Here is a 17048-nt window from a genome sequence, read left to right as displayed (position 1 = left end):
GGCCTGTGCCAGCCGGCCGGAATGCGGGATCATGGTGCCGGCCGCCGTGCCCGTCACCACGCGCATGGGCCTTCCCGCCGTTCCGGTGCTGATCGACGGCAAGCCGGCCGAGCTCATGCTGGACACCGGCGCGGGCGGCACCATCCTGACTGCCGGCACCGCGGCGCGGCTCGGCCTGCCGGTTCCCACGGAACCCGTCCAGAACGTACGCGGCATCGGTGGCACGGTCCGGACCGGACGCGTCACGGTCGGCCGGATGCAGTTCGGAACCCTCTCCGTCCCCGGCCTGCCGGTCGCCATCCTCGGACCGGACGACGTTTCACGGGAACTCCAGAAGAATTTCGACGGCTTCCTGGGCGTGGACGTGCTCAGCCGGGCCGCGATCGAGCTCGATCTACCAGGGCAGCGTGTCGTCGTGCATGGCGATGGCGCCTGTCAGCCTGCCACGCCCCCCGCTTCCGATGGGTGGGGTGCGCTGCCTTCCTGGCAGAGCCCGGAATACCGCCTCGGCATCTTCGTGACCCTCATGGGGCGCAGCATGCCGGCCCTGATCGACACGGGCGCGACCAGCAGCCAGATATCGCGGCGCGGCGCCGATTTTCTCGGGATCGGATCGCCGCCGCCAGGGATGAAGCCGGGCATCACCCGCGGTGTCGGCCCGGCGACGTCAGCGACCTGGTACTATCGTTTCCCGGAACTTCGCATCGGGGGCGAACTGATCGAGCGGCCCCGCTTCCGGATCGTGGAAGGCCTGCCCATGGCCGCCGAGATGGTGATCGGCGCGGATTTCCTCAGTCGCCGTTCTGTCTGGCTGTCCTATGCCACCGGCCAGGTCTTCGTACGCCAGCCCCTGGAGCCCGGCCCGCTGATGCAGGGCCAAGCCAGGCCCGTTCCACCCTGAAACGAAGCGGCGCGCGACCGGGAATAGGGCAGCGGGCCTCGGGAACCCGGCCCCGGAGCCTTCGGGGAAGCCTTCGCGGAATTTCCGGCCCAATGCAGAACGATCCGTGCCGGGAACTGACCCTTCCGGAACATGCGCCACCGCCATGGCCGCCAGCCTCAATCCCCCGCCGGCTTTCCCCGCAGCCGCTTGACCTCGCCGCGCCGGACCTTGCCCTCCACCCGGCGCCGCTTCTCTCCCTTCGGCACGCGGGTCGCGATGCGCGGCACCGGGGGCACCGCCGCCTCGCGCAGCAGATCCAGCAGGCGTTCCAGCGCGTCCTCGCGGTTCCGCTCCAGCGAGCGGAAGCGCTGGGCGGCGATCACCACCACCCCTTCCGAGGTCAGCCTGTGCCCGGCGAGCCGGGCGGCCCGCGCCTTCACCGCCGGGGGCAGCGAGGGCGAGTTGCGCAGGTCGAAGCTGAGGCGGACGGCGGTGGAGACCTTGTTCACGTTCTGCCCGCCCGGCCCGGAGGCGCGGACGAAGCTCTCCGTGATCTCGTCCTCGCGCAGCGCCAGCCGGGCGTTGACCGGGATCAGCCTCCCGCTCCCTGCCTGTTCCGGCGCCACGCGCGGCCCCTCACATGCCGAGCGCGCGGCGGTAGAGGTCGAGCAGGGTCTCCTGCTCCTCCACCTCGGCGGGCTCCTGCTTGCGCTGGCGGATGATCTGCCGGATCACCTTGACGTCGAAGCCCGCGGACTTCGCCTCGCCGAAGATGTCCTTGATGTCGTCGGCCAGCGCCTTGCGCTCCTCCTCCAGCCGCTCCACCCGCTCGATGATGGAGCGCAGACGGTCCGCGGCGATGCCGCCGACATCGGTGTCCTGCTCCTGGTCCTGATCGGTCACGTCCGACATATGTTCTCCCCCGAAAGGCGCCGGGTATAGCGGCCCGCCCCGTCCCCGCCAACACGCGGGACGGCCCCGTCCCCTCGCCCCGCCCCGCTGGGCAGGGCACCGCCCGCCGCATGGCCCCGATCCTGGCCGTGGCCGCGCGGAATCCGCGCGGGGGCCATTGGCACGGGATTCCATCGCTGTAGGTTCCGCCCGCACGATGAACCGGACGATGGAGACGAGGCCAGGATGAGCGAAGCCAGGACCACTCCCGACACGAACACCTCCACCACGGCCGGCCCCGTGCGGCTGGGCATCATCGGCGGCGGGATCATGGGGGAGCGCCTGCTGCGGGCCGCCGCCGGCCAGGACAGCGTGCGGATCGCGGGCCTCTGGGACCCGGCGCCGGAGGCCGTGGCGCGGCTGCGCGCGGAACTGCCGGAGACGCAGTTCCTCGCCTCCGCCGCGGCGGTGATCGAGGCCTCGGACTGCGTCTATGTCGCCTCGCCCCCGGCGACGCATCTCGCCCATGCCCGGGCGACGCTGAAGGCAGGCCGGGCGCTGTTCTGCGAGAAGCCCCTGGCGGTGGATGTCGCCGATGCCGGGCGCTTCCTGCGGGAGGCGAAGGGCGCGCGCTGCGCCATCAACTTCCCCTTCGCCTCCTCGCCCACGGTGGAGCGGCTGCGGGAATGGCTCGATGCCGGGGCGGTGGGGCAGCCGCGGCATCTCGCCATCGCGGCGGAGTTCGCCCGCTGGCCACGCGGCTGGCAGCACGCGGCGGCCGGCTGGCTGGACGGCCCCGCCCAGGGCGGCTTCACGCGCGAGGTGGTGTCGCATTTCCTCTTCCTGGCCCGGCGCCTCTTCGGCCCGCTCGCCCTGTCCCAGGCCCGCGCCCTCTTCCCCGAGGCAGGCCGCAGCGAGCGGGAGATCGAGGCCCGCCTGACCGCGGGCGGCCTGCCGCTGGCCCTGTCCGGCTCGGTCGGGCGGGTCGGGGCGGACGAAGCGAACGGCTTCACCGTCACCGGCAGCCAGGGCGCCATCCGGCTGCGGAACTGGGCCCTGGCGGAGCGCCTGGGGGCGGACGGCGCATGGGAGGGCGATCCCTCGGCCATGCCGCACGAGAAGGCCCGCCCCCTGACCCTGCAGCGCCAGCTCGACGGCGTGGCCCGCATGACGCGCGGCGAGCCGCATCACCTGGCCACGCTGGAAGAGGCCTATGAGGTGCAGGCCACGGTCGAGGCGATCCTGCGCAGCGGCGAGGCGCCCCTGCCGGGCTGATCGCCCCCAGCTCCCCGGGGCGGGCGCCTCAGCCCGCCCGCAGCTCCGCCACCTGCGGGCGCGGCACCAGCGCGCCCTGCCCCCGGTGCAGCAGATGCGTCATGGCGGCGGTGCCGAGGATCGGCACCAGCAGGTTCGCCACCGGCACCACGGCCAGGGCCGCGAGCACGGCGCCCAGCAGGAAGACCTCGGCCCGGCGGCGGCGGCGCAGCAGCCGCGCCTCCGGCACGGTCATGCGCCGCTGTGCCACGCCCTCGAACAGCCCGTTGCCCAGCGCCACCGCCGCCACCACCCAGAGCAGCACGGTGCCCACCACCGGCAGGGCGAAGGACAGCGGCAGCAGGATCAGGTTCAGCACCAGCACCTGCAAGGTCAGGCGAAGGTTGAAGCGCGCCTGCGCCGCCAGCGAGGCCCCGCCGGCGGGCGGCGGCAGCCAGGGGTAGAAGCGGTGCTCCACCGCCGCCGCCACCTGGTCGGTGAAGAGGCCGGCGATGGCCAGCACCACCGGCACGAAGAGCCAGACGGAGCAGAACAGCACCAGCAGCACGCCGAGCAGCCCGGCGAGGGTGGCGATCCAGCCCTCCCCCGCGAAGTGTCCGGCCATGGCGGCGATGCCCCAGTCCGCCAGCCAGACCAGCAGCGCGAAGCTGACCATCGCACCCAGGAGGCCCTTCAGCAGCGGACCGCGGAAATCCGGGTCGCCGAGCTGGCGGAAGGGCAGGAAGAGACTGGCCAGGACGGCGGTCATCGGCGTTGCCCCGCTTCCTCCGCCTCAGTGCCCCGGATTGGCGGCGGCGAAGGCGGCCTTCTGCTCCGCGCTCGCCTCGCGCTGGTGCTTCGCCTGCCACTCCTTGTAGGGCATGCCGTAGACCGCCTCGCGCGCCGCCGGGTCCTCCATGGCGATGCCCCGGTCGGCGGCGGCCTCCCGATACCAGCGCGACATGCAGTTCCGGCAGAAGCCGGCGAGGTTCATCAGGTCGATGTTCTGCACATCCGTCCGCGCGCGCAGATGCGCCACCAGCTTGCGGAAGGCGGCGGCCTCCAGCGCCTCGCGCTGCTCGGGCGTCAGGCCGGCGGCGGCGCCGGTGTCGATGATGGCCTCGGGCTGCGGTGCGGGCATGCGGGTCCTCCGGAATTCGTCCGGCGGCACAAGTGGCATCGCCGCCCCCGCTTCGCCAGTCTCCCCCGGAAGCTCCGCTCTCAGGACGGGACAGGCCGTGTCGCTGTGGCATCGGATGCGACATCGTCCGCCGGATTCCTCGCGGGGGCCGGCAGGAAGCGCTCTCGCAACAACGCCAGGAAGGCATCCCGCCCCGGGCTGCGCTGCGCCTCCGCCCAGGCCACGCCCAGCGCCCATTCCGGCAGGCTGCCGGCCTCGCCGAGATCGAGCGGCCGGTACACCACCCCCGGCACGCGGATACGCGCCATCCATTCCGGCAGCAGCGCCACCCCGATCCGCGCGGCGACCAGGTTCACCATGGTCTGCTTCTCATCCGCCTCCTGCACCACATGCGGCTCCAGCCCCAGCCTGTCGAAGAGGCGCTTGACGATCCCGGCGCTGTGCGGGCTGCTGCGCCGGGGCGGCAGGATCAGCGGCAGCGCCTCCAGGTCCCGCGGCCGCAGGCGCCGCCGCGCCGCCAGCGGATGCGTGCTCGGCAGCGCCGCCACCGGGCGCTCGGTCAGCAGGTGCTCGAAGACGATGCCCGGCTCCTCCACCGGCGGCCGCACCAGACCCAGATCAAGCCGCCCGCGCACCAGCAGCGGCAGGAGGCGGGAGGACTTGCCCTCCATCAGCTCGGTCGGGATCTCCGGATGCCGGGCGTGGAAGGCATAGAGCAGTTCCGGCAGCAGCCCGGCCGCCGCGCTGTCGATGGCGCCGATCCGCAGCACCGGGGAGACCGCCCGCGCCATCTCCCGCACCGCCCGCGCCGCCTGCTCCGCCCGCGCCAGGATCTCCCGCGCCTCCCGCAGCAGCAGGTTGCCCGCCGGGGTCAGCGCCACGTGCCGCGTGGTCCGGAGCAGCAGCGGCGCGCCCAGCTCCTCCTCCAGCAGCCGCACCTGCCGCCCCAGCGCCGAGGGCAGCATGTGCAGCCGCTCCGCCGCCCGGCCGAAATGCAGCTCCTCCGCCACCGCCGCGAAACAGCGCAACTGCCGCAGTTCCAAGACCCTTCCCCTTCCTGCCCGGACATCCGCCCAGACCTGATTATAGCATTTCTTTGCATAATCTTTCGCGTGCAGGTTCCCGCCCGGCGCCGCGCTAGCTCCTCCGACTCAGTTATCAGAGGCAGCCCCCGCCAGCACGGCGCCAAGGCCGCCCGATCGGACAGCCAAGGGAGAGGCGGAGATGCCGACAGCGATGGAATCGCAGGTGATGCGCAAGGTGATGTGGCGCATCGTGCCCTTCATCATGCTGCTCTACTTCGTGGCCTTCCTCGACCGCGTGAACGTGGGCTTCGCGGCGTTGACGATGAACAAGGACATCGGCCTCAGCCCGGCGCAGTTCGGCCTGGGCGCCGGCATCTTCTTCTTCGGCTATTTCCTCTTCGAGGTGCCCTCGAACCTGATCCTGGAGCGGGTCGGCGCGCGGCGCTGGATCGCGCGCATCATGATCACCTGGGGCCTGATCTCCGGCGCCATGGCCTTCGTGACCGGGCCGAACAGCTTCTACGCGCTGCGCTTCCTGCTCGGCATCGCGGAGGCCGGGTTCTTTCCCGGCATCATCCTCTACATCTCCCTGTGGTTCCCCGCCCGCCACCGTGCCGGGGTGACGGCGATGTTCATGGCCGCGGCGCCGCTTTCCAGCGCCATCGGCTCGCCGATCTCCGGCGCGATCATGGAGATGCACGGGCTCTGGGGCTTCGCGGGCTGGCAGTGGCTCTTCGTGGTGGAGGCCGTTCCCGCCGTGCTGCTGGGCTTCGTCGTGCTCGCCTACATGACCGACCGGCCGGAGAAGGCGGGCTGGCTGGCGCCGGAGGAGCGCGACTGGCTCACGGCCGAGATGGAGGCCGAACGCCGCGCCAAGGTCGGCGCGGCGAAGACCAGCCACAACCCGCTGAAGGCGATGACCGACCCGCGCGTGCTGGCCCTGGCGCTGATCTATTTCGGCACCTCCGCCGGGCTCTACACGCTGGGCATCTGGGCACCGAGCATCATCGGCCGCTTCGGCCTCGGCACACTGGGCATCGGCCTGCTCAACGCCATCCCCAACATCGTGGCGGTGATCGGCATGGTGCTCTGGGCCCGCCATTCCGACCGCACGGGGGAGCGGAGCTGGCACGTGGTGCTCGCCTGCCTGCTGGCCGCGCTCGGCCTCGTCCTGGCCGGGGGCACGGAAGGGCTGGTGGGCGTGATGCTGGCACTCTGCCTGGTCAACCTGGGCATCAGCGCCGCCAAGCCGCCGCTCTGGGCCATGCCGACCATGTTCCTGTCGGGCTCCGCCGCCGCGGCGGGCATCGCCACCATCAATTCCATCGGCAATCTCGGCGGCTTCGTCGGCCCCAGCGTGATCGGCTGGGTCCGCGGCGCCACCGGCAGCTTCGCCGGCGGGCTCTATGTCGTCGCCGCCGCGCTGGTGGTCTCGGCGGCGCTGACCCTGCTGCTCAGCCGGCACCGGCGGACCGAGGCCACGCAGGCCTCCGCCGCCTCGCACTGAATTCCCTTCCCGATTCCAGGAGCGTCATCCCATGCGTGAATATTCCATCGCCGCCATCCCCGCCGACGGCATCGGCCCCGAGGTGATCGCCGCCGGCCTGCAGGCGCTCGACGTTCTGAGCCGCCGCACCGGCGAGTTCCGCCTGAATGTCGAGGAGTTCCCCTGGGGCTCCGACTACTACAAGAAGCACGGCGTCATGATGGCGCCGGACGGGCTGGAGCGCCTGAAGAAGTTCGACGCCATCTATTTCGGCGCCGTGGGCGCGCCGGACGTGCCGGACCACATCACCCTCTGGGGCCTGCGCCTGCCGATCTGCCAGGGCTTCGACCAGTACGCCAATGTGCGCCCGACCAAGATCCTGCCCGGCATCACCCCGCCGCTGCGCGACTGCGGCCCGGGCGACCTGGACTGGGTGATCGTGCGCGAGAACTCCGAGGGCGAGTATTCCGGCCATGGCGGCCGCGCGCACAAGGGGCTGCCGGAGGAGGTCGGCACCGAGGTCGCGATCTTCACCCGGGTCGGCGTCACCCGCATCATGCGCTATGCCTTCCGCCTGGCGCAGTCGCGGCCGCGCAAGCTGCTCACCGTCGTCACCAAGTCCAACGCCCAGCGCTTCGGCATGGTGATGTGGGACGAGATCGCCGCCGAGGTGTCGCGCGAATTCCCCGACGTGACCTGGGACAAGATGCTGGTGGACGCCATGACCATGCGCATGGTGCTCAAGCCCGGCAGCCTGGACACGATCGTCGCCACCAACCTGCACGCCGACATCCTGAGCGACCTCGCCGCCGCGCTGGCCGGCTCGCTGGGCGTGGCACCCACCGGCAATGTCGATCCGGAGCGCCGCTTCCCCTCGATGTTCGAGCCGATCCACGGCTCGGCCTTCGACATCGCCGGCAAGGGCATCGCCAATCCCATCGCGACCTTCTGGACCGGCGCGCAGATGCTGGAGCACCTGGGCGAGAAGGAGGCCGCGGCACGGCTGATGCGGGCGGTGGAGCGGGTGACCGCCAGCGGCCTCCTCACGCCCGATCTCGGCGGCAAGGCGACCACGAAGGAAGTGACGGAGGCGGTCTGCGACGCTATCCACAGCGCCAACGTCTGACGCGCCGGAGGGGATGCCCGCATGAGTGAATCCGAAGCCTCGCAGGGCCGGTCGCCCACGGCACCGGCCGAGATGAGCGACGCCTGGGCGCGGCGGACCCTCCGGAAGCTCTTCGAGGCCGGGCTGCGCGCGGCGGACCCGCGCGCGGTGCTGGCGCGGCACCTGCCGGAGAAGCCGCGCTCGGGCCGCGTGCTCGTGCTGGGCGCGGGCAAGGCCTCGGCGCTGATGGCCCAGGCGCTGGAGGAAGCCTGGCCCGACGTGCCGATGTCGGGCCTCGTCGTCACCCGCTACGGCCATGCCGTGCCGACGCGGCATGTGGAGATCGTCGAGGCCAGCCACCCCGTCCCCGACGCGGCGGGCGAGGCGGCGGCGCGGCGGATGCTGGCGCTGACGGAGGGCCTCGCGGCGGAGGATCTGGTGATCTTCCTGGCCTCGGGCGGCGGCTCGGCCCTGCTCTCCCTGCCCGCCCCCGGCCTGACGCTGGCCGACAAGCAGGCGGTCAACCGCGCCCTGCTCGCCTCCGGGGCCACGATCGGCGACATGAACATCGTGCGGAAGCACCTTTCCGCCATCAAGGGCGGGCGGCTGGCGGCGGCCTGCCATCCGGCCCGCGTGGTGACGCTGGCCATCTCCGACGTGCCGGGCGACGATCCCGGCACCATCGCCTCCGGCCCCACCGTGCCCGAGGCATCGGGCTTCGCCGATGCCTATGCGATCCTCAAGCGCTTCGGCATCGCCCCGCCCGCCGCCGTGGCCCGCCACCTCGCCGCGGCGGCCGATCCGCTGCCCCGGCCGGGCGACCCGCGCCTGGCGCGCAGCGAGTTCCGCCTGATCGCCGCGCCGATGATGGCACTCCAGGCCGTGGCCGGGGCCGCCGCCGCCGAAGGCCTGCAGCCGATCATCCTGGGCGATGCGCTGGAGGGCGAGGCGCGCGAGCTGGGCACGGTGCTGGCCGGCATCGCCCGCTCGGTCGCCGACCACGGCATCCCGGCGCCGAAGCCCTGCGTCATCCTGTCCGGCGGCGAGACCACGGTGACGATCCGCCACGCCAAGCCCGGGCGCGGCGGCCGCAACACCGAGGCGCTGCTGGGCTTCGCGCTCGCCGCCGCAGGCCGCCCCGGCACCTGGGCGCTGATGGGCGACACGGACGGCATCGACGGGGTGGAGGAAGCCGCCGGGGCGCTCGCCACCCCCGACACGCTGGCCCGCGCCCGCGCGATCGGCCTCGATGCGCGGGAGGCCCAGTCGCTGCACGACGCCACCGGCTTCTTCGCCAGCCTCGGCGACCTGGTGGTGACCGGGCCCACGCTGACCAACGTCAATGACCTGCGCATCCTCCTCATCGCCTGAGGGGGATGCCGCTCCGGATGCCCCCCCGGCGCCGGGAAAGGCGGGCTGGCCATGCGGCCAGCCCGTTCCGGGATCAGCCGGTCTTGCCGGTCAGCGCCTCGACCTTCTCCGGCGCGGCGCCCTGGTGCGCCACGTCCTGCGGCTTGTCGTTGCGGGTCTTCCACAGCGACAGGGCGATGGAGCCGGCGATGATCGTGCCGGTCAGGATCAGCGCGTATTCCACCGGCACCGCCTTGCCGCCCGCATACCAGTTGGCCAGCATCTTCGCGCCCACGATCATCAGCACGACCGAGAGCCCGTGCTTCAGGTAGTGGAAGCGGTGGATGACCCCCGCCAGTGCGAAGTACATCGCCCGCAGGCCCAGGATGGCGAAGACATTCGCCGTGTAGACGATGAACGGGTCGGTGGAGACGGCGAAGATGGCCGGAATGCTGTCCAGCGCGAAGAACAGGTCCGTCAGCTCGATCAGCACCAGCACCAGCAGCAGCGGCGTGACCATCCACCGGCCGGCCTCCCGCACCGTGAAGGCATTGCCGCGGAAGCCTTCCGTCACCGGCAGGCGCGCGCGCATCCAGCGCAGGATGCTGCTGTCGGCGGGATCGTGCTCCGTATCGGCCGAACGCAGCATCTTCCAGCCCGACCAGACCAGGAACAGGCCGAAGACCACCATCAGCCAGTCGAACTCGCGCAGCAGCGCGGTGCCGACCAGGATCATCACGCCGCGCATCACCAGCGCGCCGATGATGCCCCAGAACAGCACGCGGTGCTGATAGGCCGCAGGCACGCCGAACCGGGCGAAGAGCAGGACGAAGACGAAGATGTTGTCGACCGAAAGCGACCACTCGATCAGGTAGCCGGTGAGGAACTCCAGGCTGTTGGTCGCCCGTTCCTCGGGCGTGAGGCCATAGCTCATCCGCATCCAGCCGAAGAACAGCAGGGCGAGGGCGATATAGGCGGCGGACTTGATCAGCGCGGTGCGCACGGGAACGGGCGCGGGCGCGCCGCTGGCATCCTTCTTCGCGAAGACGCCGAGGTCGAGCAGCAGCAGGCCGAGAACGCCCGCGTTGAACAGGATCCAGAAAAGCGGCGAGGCCTCCATGCCGGGTGGCTCCTCCTCTCAAAGGGCCGGACGGCAGAATCCGCATGCGGATATTCTGGATGCGCGCCGGGCCCGGTTGCGCGAAAGGTGATCCGACATCGCGGTGGCGGAAGGCACGGGACGCTGTCCACGAGACAGGCCGGCCGATCCGCCGGGACGCCAGAGGGGCCCGGATCGGCCAGGAACATGGACAATCATCCATCTTCCTGCAAGGGGAAAAATTCACCCGGGCCGGGACCGGACCGTTGCGCGGCCTGAATCCGCCGCATCGCGCGGAGAAGCCAGCCGGCGGCAGCCGGCGCCTTCGCGGGCCCGTGTCAGCCCGTGGCGAGGCCCTTCACCATGTAGCGCGCCGCGTCGTCATAGCTCTGCAGCTTCCCGCGGAGCGCCTCGTCCGCCTGCTCCCGGAAGCCCTGGCGGAGCCAGAAACCGGGCGACCCGCCGACTGCCACGAGCGACAGGCTCGGCAGCCCTCGCCGCCGCGCCAGCTCCTCCAGGCGCCTCAGCACCCGCCCGGCGGCCCCGCCGCCACGGCAGGCGGGCAGCAGCGCGATGTCATGGACGTAGAGCGTATCGGCCGCCGCCGGCAGCGCACCGAGCAGGCTGTTCAGCGCCGGAGGCTGCCCGAGTCGCCAGGGATGCGCGACCACGTAGCCTCCCAGGTCGCCCAAGGGGCGCGCCAGCACGAGGCAGCCCTCGGGACAGAGCGACAGGCGCTCGGCGAAGACCGCCTCATCCTCCGGATAGTCCGGATGCACATGCGCCGCGACCCGCTCGACCGCCGCGAGGTCCGCCGCCTCCATGGCCCGCCAGCGGGCCTCCCCGCCTGCCTGTTCCGCCATGTCCCGTCCCGCCTTCCGCCCGCCCGGCGCCATCCGGAAGGCGCCACTGCCCCGCGCCGGGCGCAACCCGCTCCACATCCACCCCCGGCTTGGCACCCAGGGACGCCTGTGGGAAGAGGCCTTGCCGGAAGCCGGCGGCCTTTTCGCCGCTCCTGTCCCTTCCGGCCGGACCCTTTCAGGAGGCTTCATGCCGCAGAGGATTCCGTTGCGCCGCCGGCGCCGCACCAAGGTCGTGGCCACGCTGGGCCCCGCGAGCTCGACGCCGGAGATGATCGAGCGCCTGTTCCGCGCGGGCGCGGACGTGTTCCGCCTGAACTTCAGCCATGGCTCGCATGAGGGCCACGCCGCCAACATCGCCACGATCCGGGCGCTGGAAAAGAAGGTCGGCCGCCCGATCGGCATCCTGGCCGACGTGCAGGGACCGAAGCTGCGGGTGGGCAAGTTCGGCGGCGGCCGGGTGCAGTTGCAGACAGGGCAGAGCTTCCGGCTCGACCTCTCGCCGGTGCCGGGCGATTCGCGCCGCGTGCAGCTCCCCCATCCCGAGATCATCGCGGCCGCCGGCATCGGCACCACGCTGCTGCTCGACGACGGCAAGCTGCGCCTGCGCGTGGCCCGCAAGCGCGAGGACCACCTGGAGACCGAGGTGGTGGTGGGCGGCCCGCTGTCCGACCGCAAGGGCGTGAACGTGCCCGACGTGGTGCTGCCGATCCCGGCACTGACGGAAAAGGACCGCGCCGACCTCGACTTCGTGCTGCCGCTGGGCATCGAGTATATCGGCCTGAGCTTCGTGCAGCGCCCCGAGGACGTGGCCGAGGCCAAGGCCATCGCCGATGGCCGCGCCTGGATCATGGTGAAGATGGAGAAGCCGCAGGCCGTCGAGAACCTCGACGCGATCCTGTCGCTGACCGACTGCGTCATGGTGGCGCGCGGCGACCTGGGCGTGGAGTGCCCCGCCGAGGACGTGCCGCTGATCCAGAAGCGCATCGTGCGCGCCGCGCGCAGCCGTGGCCTGCCGGTGGTGGTGGCGACCCAGATGCTGGAAAGCATGATCTCCGCCCCCGCCCCCACCCGGGCCGAGGCCTCGGACGTCGCCACCGCGGTCTTCGACGGCGCCGACGCGGTGATGCTCTCGGCCGAGAGCGCGGCGGGCCAGTACCCCTTCGAGGCGGTCAACATGATGGACCGCATCCTGTCCCGCGTGGAGGGCGACGAGGGGTGGCGCCGCCTGACGGATGCCGCCCGGCCCGATCCACTGGCCACCACCGCCGGCGCCATCGCCACCGCCGCCCGGCAGGTGGCCGCCACGATCGGTGCCCAGGCGATCGCCACCTTCACCTCCACCGGCTCCACCACCCTGCGCGTGGCCCGCGAGCGCCCGTCCTCGCCGATCCTGGCGCTGACGCCGGAGGAGAACACCGCCCGCCGCCTCGCCGTGGTCTGGGGCGCCCATGCGCTCACCTCCGCCACGCCGCACTCGATGACCGAGATGGTCGGCCGCGCCACGCGCGCCGCCTCCACCGAGGGCTTCGCCAACCGTGGCGACGAGATCGTGGTCACCGCGGGCGTGCCCTTCGGGCAGGCCGGCACCACCAATGCCCTCCGCGTCGCCACCGTCGGCGACAAGGCACAAGACAAGAAAGGCTGATTCCCGGATGTTTCGCCGCCGGCTCCTGACGGGGCTCGTCACCGCCCTCCTGCCGCTGGGCCTCTCCCTGCTCGTCCCCACGGCGGCGCATGCGCAGAAGGACGGCTTCTACAACGTCATCGGCAATGGCCCCGATGGCTCGTCCTATGACGGCACCCTCGCCCTGCACCGCGTCGGGGAGGTTTCCTGGCAGGTACTCTGGGAGACCAGCATCGGCCGCTACGAGGGCTATGCCATGTCCACCAAGGACAATTTCGCGGTGGGCTTCACGGCCGGCGGCCAGCCCGGCCTCGCGCTGTACAAGATCATGCCCAACGGCACGCTGGTCGGCCAGTGGACGCTGGTCGGCACCGACCAGGTGGGCACGGAAACGCTGAGCTTCCGCGGCAATCCCCCGCCGGGCGCCCAGGCCGCGCCGCCGGCCCAGCCCGCCAGACCGGCCGCCCCCGCCCAGGGGAAGAAGTAGCCCCCCGGGAAAGCGGGCCCGGCGCCGTTCAGCCCGCCAGGGCCGGGGCGGCGCCGTGCCCCTCCGCTCCGGCCATCCCCTCCTCCGCCGGGTGGGACATGGCCGCGACACACCCCGCCGCCTCGCCGGCCAGCAGCGCCCGCTTGCGCTCCACGCCCCAGCGATAGCCGGTGAGGTCGCCATCCTGGCCCAGCACGCGGTGGCAGGGCACCGCCAGCGAAACCGGGTTGCAGGCACAGGCCCGCGCCACGGCCCGCACGGCCTTCGGCTCCCCCATCGCCCGGGCCAGCGCGCCATAGCTCCGCGTCTCGCCCAGCGGGATGCCCTGCAGCGCCTCCCAGACCCGCCGCTGGAAGGCGGTGCCGCGCAGGTCCAGCGGCAGCGCCAGGGCCGCCTTAGGCTCCGCGATGAAGCCCACCACGTCGCGCAGGGTCTCCGTCAGTTCCTCTGGCGCCGGGCGGATCGCGGCATGGGGGAAGCGGTGCCGCAGGTCGCCCTCCAGCCCATCCTGGTCCTCCCCGAAGCCGAGGAAGCAGACCCCCTTCTCCGTCGCCCCGATCAGCAGCAGCCCCAGCGCGCTGTCGGTGAAGGCAGTCCGGATCTCCTCCCCCGCCCCGCCCCGGCGCGCCGCGCCCGGCGTCATGCCCAGCACGGCGCCCGGTGCTTCATAGACGCGGCTCTCGCTGCCGAAGCCGGCCTCCGCCACCGCATCCACGACGCGCGCGCCCTCGCCCAGTGCGCGTTGCAGGCGCCGGGCCCGCACGCCCTCGGCATAGGAGCGCGGCGTCACCCCCGTCACCTCGCGGAACAGGCGCAGGAAGTGGTGCCGGGCATAGCCCGCCCGTTCCGCCAGCGCGGCCAGGGAGGGGATGCCCTCCGAGCCCTCGATCATCGCGCAGGCGGCGCGCACCGCCTCGGCATGCAGCCGGCTCCGCTCCCCGCGCGGGTCGCAGCGCCGGCAGGGGCGGAACCCCGCCGCCTCCGCCTCCGCGCCATCGGCGAAGAAGCGCGTGTTGCGGCGCAGCGGCAGGCGGGAAGGGCAGCCGAAGCGGCACCACACCCCCTGGGTTGCCACCGCATAGACCGCGTCCTGGCGCGCCTCGCGTCGGAGCAGCGAATCCCAGAGACGGTCCGCCGTGTCGGAAAGGGGGAGAAGGGTGTCGCTCATGTCTTCCTGTCCCATGGCGGGGCCCCGGCCCGCCATCCGGGCGTTGCGCCGGTACGCGCATGCCCCCTTCAGGCTGCGCCCAGCTCATGCAGCCGGACGTATTGCAGCAGCATGATCGTCTTGGCGTCCACGATCTCGCCATGCCGGATCATGGCCATGGCCTCCTCCAGCGGGACTTCCAGCAGGCTGATATCCTCGCCCTCCTCCTCCAGCCCGCCGCCGGCGCCGATGCGGTCGGCGGCGCTGTATTCGGCCATGAAGAAGGTGATCCGCTCGGTCACGGCGCCCGGGCTCATGAAGGCCTCGAAGAGCCGGCGCGGCGCGGTGACGCGGACGCCCGCCTCCTCTTCCGCCTCGCGCCGGATCGCCTCCTCGGGGCTCCGCGCGTCCAGCATCCCGGCGGGGACCTCGACCAGATCGTCCTTGTGGCCCGCCGCATAGGCGGGGAAGCGGAACTGCCGCACCAGCAGCACCGTGCGCCTCTCCGGCTCCCAGAGCAGGATCGCCGCCCCGTCGCCGCGGTCATAGGTTTCCCGCACCAGGGTCTGCCAGCGCCCGTCGCGCCGGCGGAAATCGAAGGTGTTCCGCCGAAGGACGTAGGTGTCGTCGGACAGCACGCGGACCTCGCGCATGCGCACGCGGTCGTCCATGAGGTCACTCCCCTTGCTCGCCTCGCCGCTTTCCCGGACGCCCCTTCCCGCCCCCGCGTGCCGTGCCCCTCGGGCCGGCCCTCCGGTCGCCTTCCTCGCCTGCCCTTCTTGCCGGGGTCCGCGGCGGGCGCCTCAGGTGCTGTCGCCCAGTGCCCGCCGGCGCAGGTCGCGCAGCCGGGCCTCGCCGCCCGCCATGCGCGGGTTGATCTTCATCGCTGCCTCCAGGCTGTGCAAGGCACCCACCAGGTCGCCGCTGTCCTGTTGCAGTGTGGACAGGGCCAGCAGCGCGTCGAACTGCCTCGGCTCCAGGCGCAGCGCCTCCCGCAGGTCCAGCGCCCCCGCGCGCCGGTCCCCCAGCGCCGCCTGGGCCTGGCCGCGCAGGATCCAGCTCCGCGGGTCGTCCGCCTGAAGGGTGATGGCGGCGTCCAGGTCCTCCACCGCCTCCGCATAGGCCCGGGCCTCCATGTTGCGCGCCGCGCGCTGCACCAGCAGCGCCGCCGCCGGGCTGGCCCTGGCCGCCCAGAGGCGCCGGACCTGCGCCTCGATGACGGCCGCCGCCCCGGCATCCGGGGCACGGGCCAGCGCGTCCAGCAGGCGCTGCGCCTCGGCCTGCGAGGCGGCGGCATCGGGGCGCCGGCTGGCCTGGACGGGCAGGAGCTGGTCCCGATCCCCGGCCCCAGCCTGGGTGTGGGCCTGGGAAATGGCGGGGTGGAGCAGGAGTGTCGGCAGGAGCAGGGCGAGGACGATGCGCATGGGTTGAGGATGGCGCCCCGGCGGCCCGACGCAAGCGTTGTGACATTCCCGCCACCCGCGCGAGCCCATCACGCCCATCTGCAACCCAGCCCGGATTCGGCCGGTTAAGCCCCGGCGAAGCCCCAAAGGAGAACGCCCTTGTCGATCGTGAAGCCCGCCACCCTGATCCTTCTGGCCGCGATGAGCCTCGCCGCCTGCGCCGAGCGGACCACCGGCCAGAAGATCCGCGACACGCTGGACCCGCCGAGCGGCCCGGCCGAGTCGGTGGGCCGCTCGATGGACCGCACGGTCAACAGCATCACCAAGCCCTGAGGAAGCGGCCTTCGGGCCGCCTCTTCCCGGACAGGACCCCGCCCCGGGCGACCTCCGGGCCGGATTCCGGCCTCGCCGCGCAGGGAATGGGAAATGGTGCGCCTGACCGGAACGATTTCCCGTGCTAAGCCCGTCGCACCATGGATCCGGCGAACGCCCCAGCCACCAACCGGGATTTCAGCTACCGCCTCCTGCTGTTGGCGCGGCGCTGGCGGGCCCTGATCGACACCAGGCTGCAACAGGAGGGGCTGACGGACGCGGTCTGGCGGCCCCTCGTGCATCTCGCCAAGCTCGGCGACGGCGTGCACCAGAAGGACCTGGCCTCCTCGCTGGGGATCGAGCGCCCCAGCCTCGTCCGGCTGCTGGATGCGCTGGAGCGGGACGGCTTCGTGGAACGCAACGCCGACAAGAACGACCGCCGCGCCCGCTGCCTGCGCCTGACCCCGGCCGGGCAGGCCATCGTGGCCCAGGTCCGCCCACGGATCCAGGAGATGGAGCAGGAGTTGCTGGCCGGTCTGCCCGAAGACGAGTTGCAGCTCTGCACCAAGGTGCTGGAACAACTCGACCACCGCATCGCGACGATCCGTCCGGGCTGAGGCTCGGCGGGCGATTCCGGCACGAAAAAGCCCGCCATGGGGTTCCATGGCGGGCTTTTTCGTCTGGAGGGAGCGGGGCCGGTCAGGCCCTGTCCCGGCCAGGGCCGGGGAAGCCCCCGGTCCGTGCCGGGGTTCCCCGCGCCCCGGATCTCAGCCCTGGCGGGCCTTCATCCGGGGGTTCTTCTTGTTGAGCACGTACAGACGGCCGCGGCGGCGAACCAGCACGCAGTTCTTGTCACGGGTCTTGGCGCTCTTGAGGCTGTTGCGGATCTTCATCACAAACACTTCCGAATTTGGCCGGGGCCTATAAGGCGCGGAGGCGCGAAGGTCAACCTTCGCGGCACCCCGGCGGGTGGGAAAC

Annotated in this window: 20 protein-coding genes; 9 read left to right on the top strand and 11 right to left on the bottom strand. The window is 72.2% G+C overall.

Going from position 1 to position 17048, the window contains the following annotated elements; genetic code table 11:
* Positions 1-31: 31 nt before the first annotated feature.
* Positions 32-901 carry a retroviral-like aspartic protease family protein gene (locus tag RGI145_RS06500; RefSeq protein WP_075797721.1) on the top strand — a complete coding sequence of 290 codons (870 nt, stop codon included), beginning with the start codon at positions 32-34 and terminating at the stop codon, positions 899-901.
* Positions 902-1059: 158 nt separating this feature from the next.
* On the opposite strand, the gene arfB is transcribed toward RGI145_RS06500, so the two are convergent.
* Entirely contained in the window at positions 1060-1509 is a 450-nt protein-coding gene (arfB, locus tag RGI145_RS06495) for an alternative ribosome rescue aminoacyl-tRNA hydrolase ArfB (RefSeq protein WP_208863938.1), read from the bottom strand.
* A 10-nt stretch (positions 1510-1519) separates the two neighbouring features.
* Positions 1520-1795, bottom strand: coding sequence for a DUF2312 domain-containing protein (locus tag RGI145_RS06490; RefSeq protein ID WP_019459568.1), 276 nt, complete (start codon positions 1793-1795; stop codon positions 1520-1522).
* Between the two features lie 225 nt (positions 1796-2020).
* On the opposite strand from RGI145_RS06490, the gene RGI145_RS06485 reads away from it, so the two are divergent.
* The gene (locus tag RGI145_RS06485) at positions 2021-3049 is read left to right on the top strand and encodes a Gfo/Idh/MocA family protein (protein WP_075797720.1); all 1029 of its coding nucleotides are present in this window, start codon (positions 2021-2023) and stop codon (positions 3047-3049) included.
* A gap of 28 nt (positions 3050-3077) precedes the next feature.
* Here the strand turns inward: RGI145_RS06485 and RGI145_RS06480 are convergent, their stop codons facing one another.
* The 3 genes from RGI145_RS06480 to RGI145_RS06470 form a co-directional block, all read right to left on the bottom strand.
* Positions 3078-3797, bottom strand: coding sequence for an EI24 domain-containing protein (locus RGI145_RS06480; protein WP_075797719.1), 720 nt, complete (start codon positions 3795-3797; stop codon positions 3078-3080).
* A 24-nt stretch (positions 3798-3821) separates the two neighbouring features.
* Complete coding sequence (locus RGI145_RS06475) at positions 3822-4169, bottom strand: DUF1244 domain-containing protein (protein ID WP_083670485.1); 348 nt, start codon at positions 4167-4169, stop codon at positions 3822-3824.
* A gap of 80 nt (positions 4170-4249) precedes the next feature.
* Positions 4250-5212, bottom strand: coding sequence for a LysR substrate-binding domain-containing protein (locus RGI145_RS06470; RefSeq protein WP_075797718.1), 963 nt, complete (start codon positions 5210-5212; stop codon positions 4250-4252).
* A 181-nt stretch (positions 5213-5393) separates the two neighbouring features.
* On the opposite strand from RGI145_RS06470, the gene RGI145_RS06465 reads away from it, so the two are divergent.
* From RGI145_RS06465 to RGI145_RS06455, 3 genes are all read left to right on the top strand, one after another.
* Positions 5394-6701: an MFS transporter gene (locus RGI145_RS06465; protein WP_075797717.1), complete on the top strand. Its 1308-nt coding sequence runs from the start codon at positions 5394-5396 to the stop codon at positions 6699-6701.
* A gap of 31 nt (positions 6702-6732) precedes the next feature.
* Positions 6733-7806, top strand: a complete 1074-nt coding sequence (locus tag RGI145_RS06460; RefSeq protein ID WP_075797716.1) for a tartrate dehydrogenase — start codon at positions 6733-6735, stop codon at positions 7804-7806.
* 72 nt (positions 7807-7878) lie between these two features.
* Positions 7879-9156, top strand: a complete 1278-nt coding sequence (locus RGI145_RS06455; protein WP_075799888.1) for a glycerate kinase type-2 family protein — start codon at positions 7879-7881, stop codon at positions 9154-9156.
* A 73-nt stretch (positions 9157-9229) separates the two neighbouring features.
* On the opposite strand, the gene RGI145_RS06450 is transcribed toward RGI145_RS06455, so the two are convergent.
* Both RGI145_RS06450 and RGI145_RS06445 read right to left on the bottom strand, forming a co-directional pair.
* A complete protein-coding gene (locus RGI145_RS06450) occupies positions 9230-10255 on the bottom strand; it encodes a TerC family protein (protein WP_075797715.1) in 1026 nt (341 codons plus the stop codon).
* A gap of 317 nt (positions 10256-10572) precedes the next feature.
* Positions 10573-11097: a GNAT family N-acetyltransferase gene (locus tag RGI145_RS06445; protein WP_075799887.1), complete on the bottom strand. Its 525-nt coding sequence runs from the start codon at positions 11095-11097 to the stop codon at positions 10573-10575.
* 187 nt (positions 11098-11284) lie between these two features.
* Here RGI145_RS06445 and pyk point away from each other — a divergent pair, with 187 nt between their 5' ends.
* Together pyk and RGI145_RS06435 are read left to right on the top strand one after the other, a co-directional pair.
* A complete protein-coding gene (gene pyk, locus RGI145_RS06440) occupies positions 11285-12742 on the top strand; it encodes a pyruvate kinase (RefSeq protein ID WP_075797714.1) in 1458 nt (485 codons plus the stop codon).
* Positions 12743-12749: 7 nt separating this feature from the next.
* Complete coding sequence (locus RGI145_RS06435; protein WP_075797713.1) at positions 12750-13208, top strand: hypothetical protein; 459 nt, start codon at positions 12750-12752, stop codon at positions 13206-13208.
* A gap of 28 nt (positions 13209-13236) precedes the next feature.
* Here the strand turns inward: RGI145_RS06435 and ada are convergent, their stop codons facing one another.
* The 3 genes from ada to RGI145_RS06420 all read right to left on the bottom strand — a co-directional run bounded on the left by ada (position 13237) and on the right by RGI145_RS06420 (position 15779).
* On the bottom strand, positions 13237-14376 hold the full coding sequence (gene ada, locus RGI145_RS06430) for a bifunctional DNA-binding transcriptional regulator/O6-methylguanine-DNA methyltransferase Ada (RefSeq protein ID WP_075797712.1): 1140 nt from the start codon (positions 14374-14376) through the stop codon (positions 13237-13239).
* 68 nt (positions 14377-14444) lie between these two features.
* Positions 14445-15026, bottom strand: coding sequence for an NUDIX domain-containing protein (locus tag RGI145_RS06425; protein ID WP_075797711.1), 582 nt, complete (start codon positions 15024-15026; stop codon positions 14445-14447).
* Positions 15027-15158: 132 nt separating this feature from the next.
* Positions 15159-15779: a tetratricopeptide repeat protein gene (locus RGI145_RS06420; protein ID WP_075797710.1), complete on the bottom strand. Its 621-nt coding sequence runs from the start codon at positions 15777-15779 to the stop codon at positions 15159-15161.
* Positions 15780-15917: 138 nt separating this feature from the next.
* Between RGI145_RS06420 and RGI145_RS24960 the strand changes: the two genes are divergently transcribed.
* Both RGI145_RS24960 and RGI145_RS06415 read left to right on the top strand, forming a co-directional pair.
* On the top strand, positions 15918-16091 hold the full coding sequence (locus RGI145_RS24960; RefSeq protein ID WP_156878454.1) for a hypothetical protein: 174 nt from the start codon (positions 15918-15920) through the stop codon (positions 16089-16091).
* A gap of 140 nt (positions 16092-16231) precedes the next feature.
* On the top strand, positions 16232-16687 hold the full coding sequence (locus RGI145_RS06415; RefSeq protein ID WP_075797709.1) for a MarR family winged helix-turn-helix transcriptional regulator: 456 nt from the start codon (positions 16232-16234) through the stop codon (positions 16685-16687).
* A gap of 150 nt (positions 16688-16837) precedes the next feature.
* Here the strand turns inward: RGI145_RS06415 and ykgO are convergent, their stop codons facing one another.
* The gene (ykgO, locus tag RGI145_RS06410; RefSeq protein WP_019459583.1) at positions 16838-16963 is read right to left on the bottom strand and encodes a type B 50S ribosomal protein L36; all 126 of its coding nucleotides are present in this window, start codon (positions 16961-16963) and stop codon (positions 16838-16840) included.
* Positions 16964-17048: the final 85 nt, after the last annotated feature.

The organism is Roseomonas gilardii, from assembly GCF_001941945.1.
In the GTDB taxonomy this organism is placed as follows: domain Bacteria; phylum Pseudomonadota; class Alphaproteobacteria; order Acetobacterales; family Acetobacteraceae; genus Roseomonas.
This window is presented reverse-complemented; position numbering and strand designations above follow the sequence as displayed.

Excerpts from the sequence above, each read along its gene's own strand:
- RGI145_RS06500 (WP_075797721.1), top strand. The coding sequence starts at position 32 with ATGGTGCCGGCCGCCGTGCCCGTCACCACGCGCATGGGCCTTCCCGCC.
- RGI145_RS06490 (WP_019459568.1), bottom strand. The coding sequence starts at position 1,795 with ATGTCGGACGTGACCGATCAGGACCAGGAGCAGGACACCGATGTCGGC.
- RGI145_RS06485 (WP_075797720.1), top strand. The coding sequence starts at position 2,021 with ATGAGCGAAGCCAGGACCACTCCCGACACGAACACCTCCACCACGGCC.
- RGI145_RS06480 (WP_075797719.1), bottom strand. The coding sequence starts at position 3,797 with ATGACCGCCGTCCTGGCCAGTCTCTTCCTGCCCTTCCGCCAGCTCGGC.
- RGI145_RS06475 (WP_083670485.1), bottom strand. The coding sequence starts at position 4,169 with ATGCCCGCACCGCAGCCCGAGGCCATCATCGACACCGGCGCCGCCGCC.
- RGI145_RS06465 (WP_075797717.1), top strand. The coding sequence starts at position 5,394 with ATGCCGACAGCGATGGAATCGCAGGTGATGCGCAAGGTGATGTGGCGC.
- RGI145_RS06460 (WP_075797716.1), top strand. The coding sequence starts at position 6,733 with ATGCGTGAATATTCCATCGCCGCCATCCCCGCCGACGGCATCGGCCCC.
- RGI145_RS06455 (WP_075799888.1), top strand. The coding sequence starts at position 7,879 with ATGAGCGACGCCTGGGCGCGGCGGACCCTCCGGAAGCTCTTCGAGGCC.
- RGI145_RS06450 (WP_075797715.1), bottom strand. The coding sequence starts at position 10,255 with ATGGAGGCCTCGCCGCTTTTCTGGATCCTGTTCAACGCGGGCGTTCTC.
- RGI145_RS06445 (WP_075799887.1), bottom strand. The coding sequence starts at position 11,097 with ATGGCGGAACAGGCAGGCGGGGAGGCCCGCTGGCGGGCCATGGAGGCG.
- pyk (WP_075797714.1), top strand. The coding sequence starts at position 11,285 with ATGCCGCAGAGGATTCCGTTGCGCCGCCGGCGCCGCACCAAGGTCGTG.
- RGI145_RS06435 (WP_075797713.1), top strand. The coding sequence starts at position 12,750 with ATGTTTCGCCGCCGGCTCCTGACGGGGCTCGTCACCGCCCTCCTGCCG.
- ada (WP_075797712.1), bottom strand. The coding sequence starts at position 14,376 with ATGAGCGACACCCTTCTCCCCCTTTCCGACACGGCGGACCGTCTCTGG.
- RGI145_RS06425 (WP_075797711.1), bottom strand. The coding sequence starts at position 15,026 with ATGGACGACCGCGTGCGCATGCGCGAGGTCCGCGTGCTGTCCGACGAC.
- RGI145_RS06420 (WP_075797710.1), bottom strand. The coding sequence starts at position 15,779 with ATGCGCATCGTCCTCGCCCTGCTCCTGCCGACACTCCTGCTCCACCCC.
- RGI145_RS06415 (WP_075797709.1), top strand. The coding sequence starts at position 16,232 with ATGGATCCGGCGAACGCCCCAGCCACCAACCGGGATTTCAGCTACCGC.
- ykgO (WP_019459583.1), bottom strand. The coding sequence starts at position 16,963 with ATGAAGATCCGCAACAGCCTCAAGAGCGCCAAGACCCGTGACAAGAAC.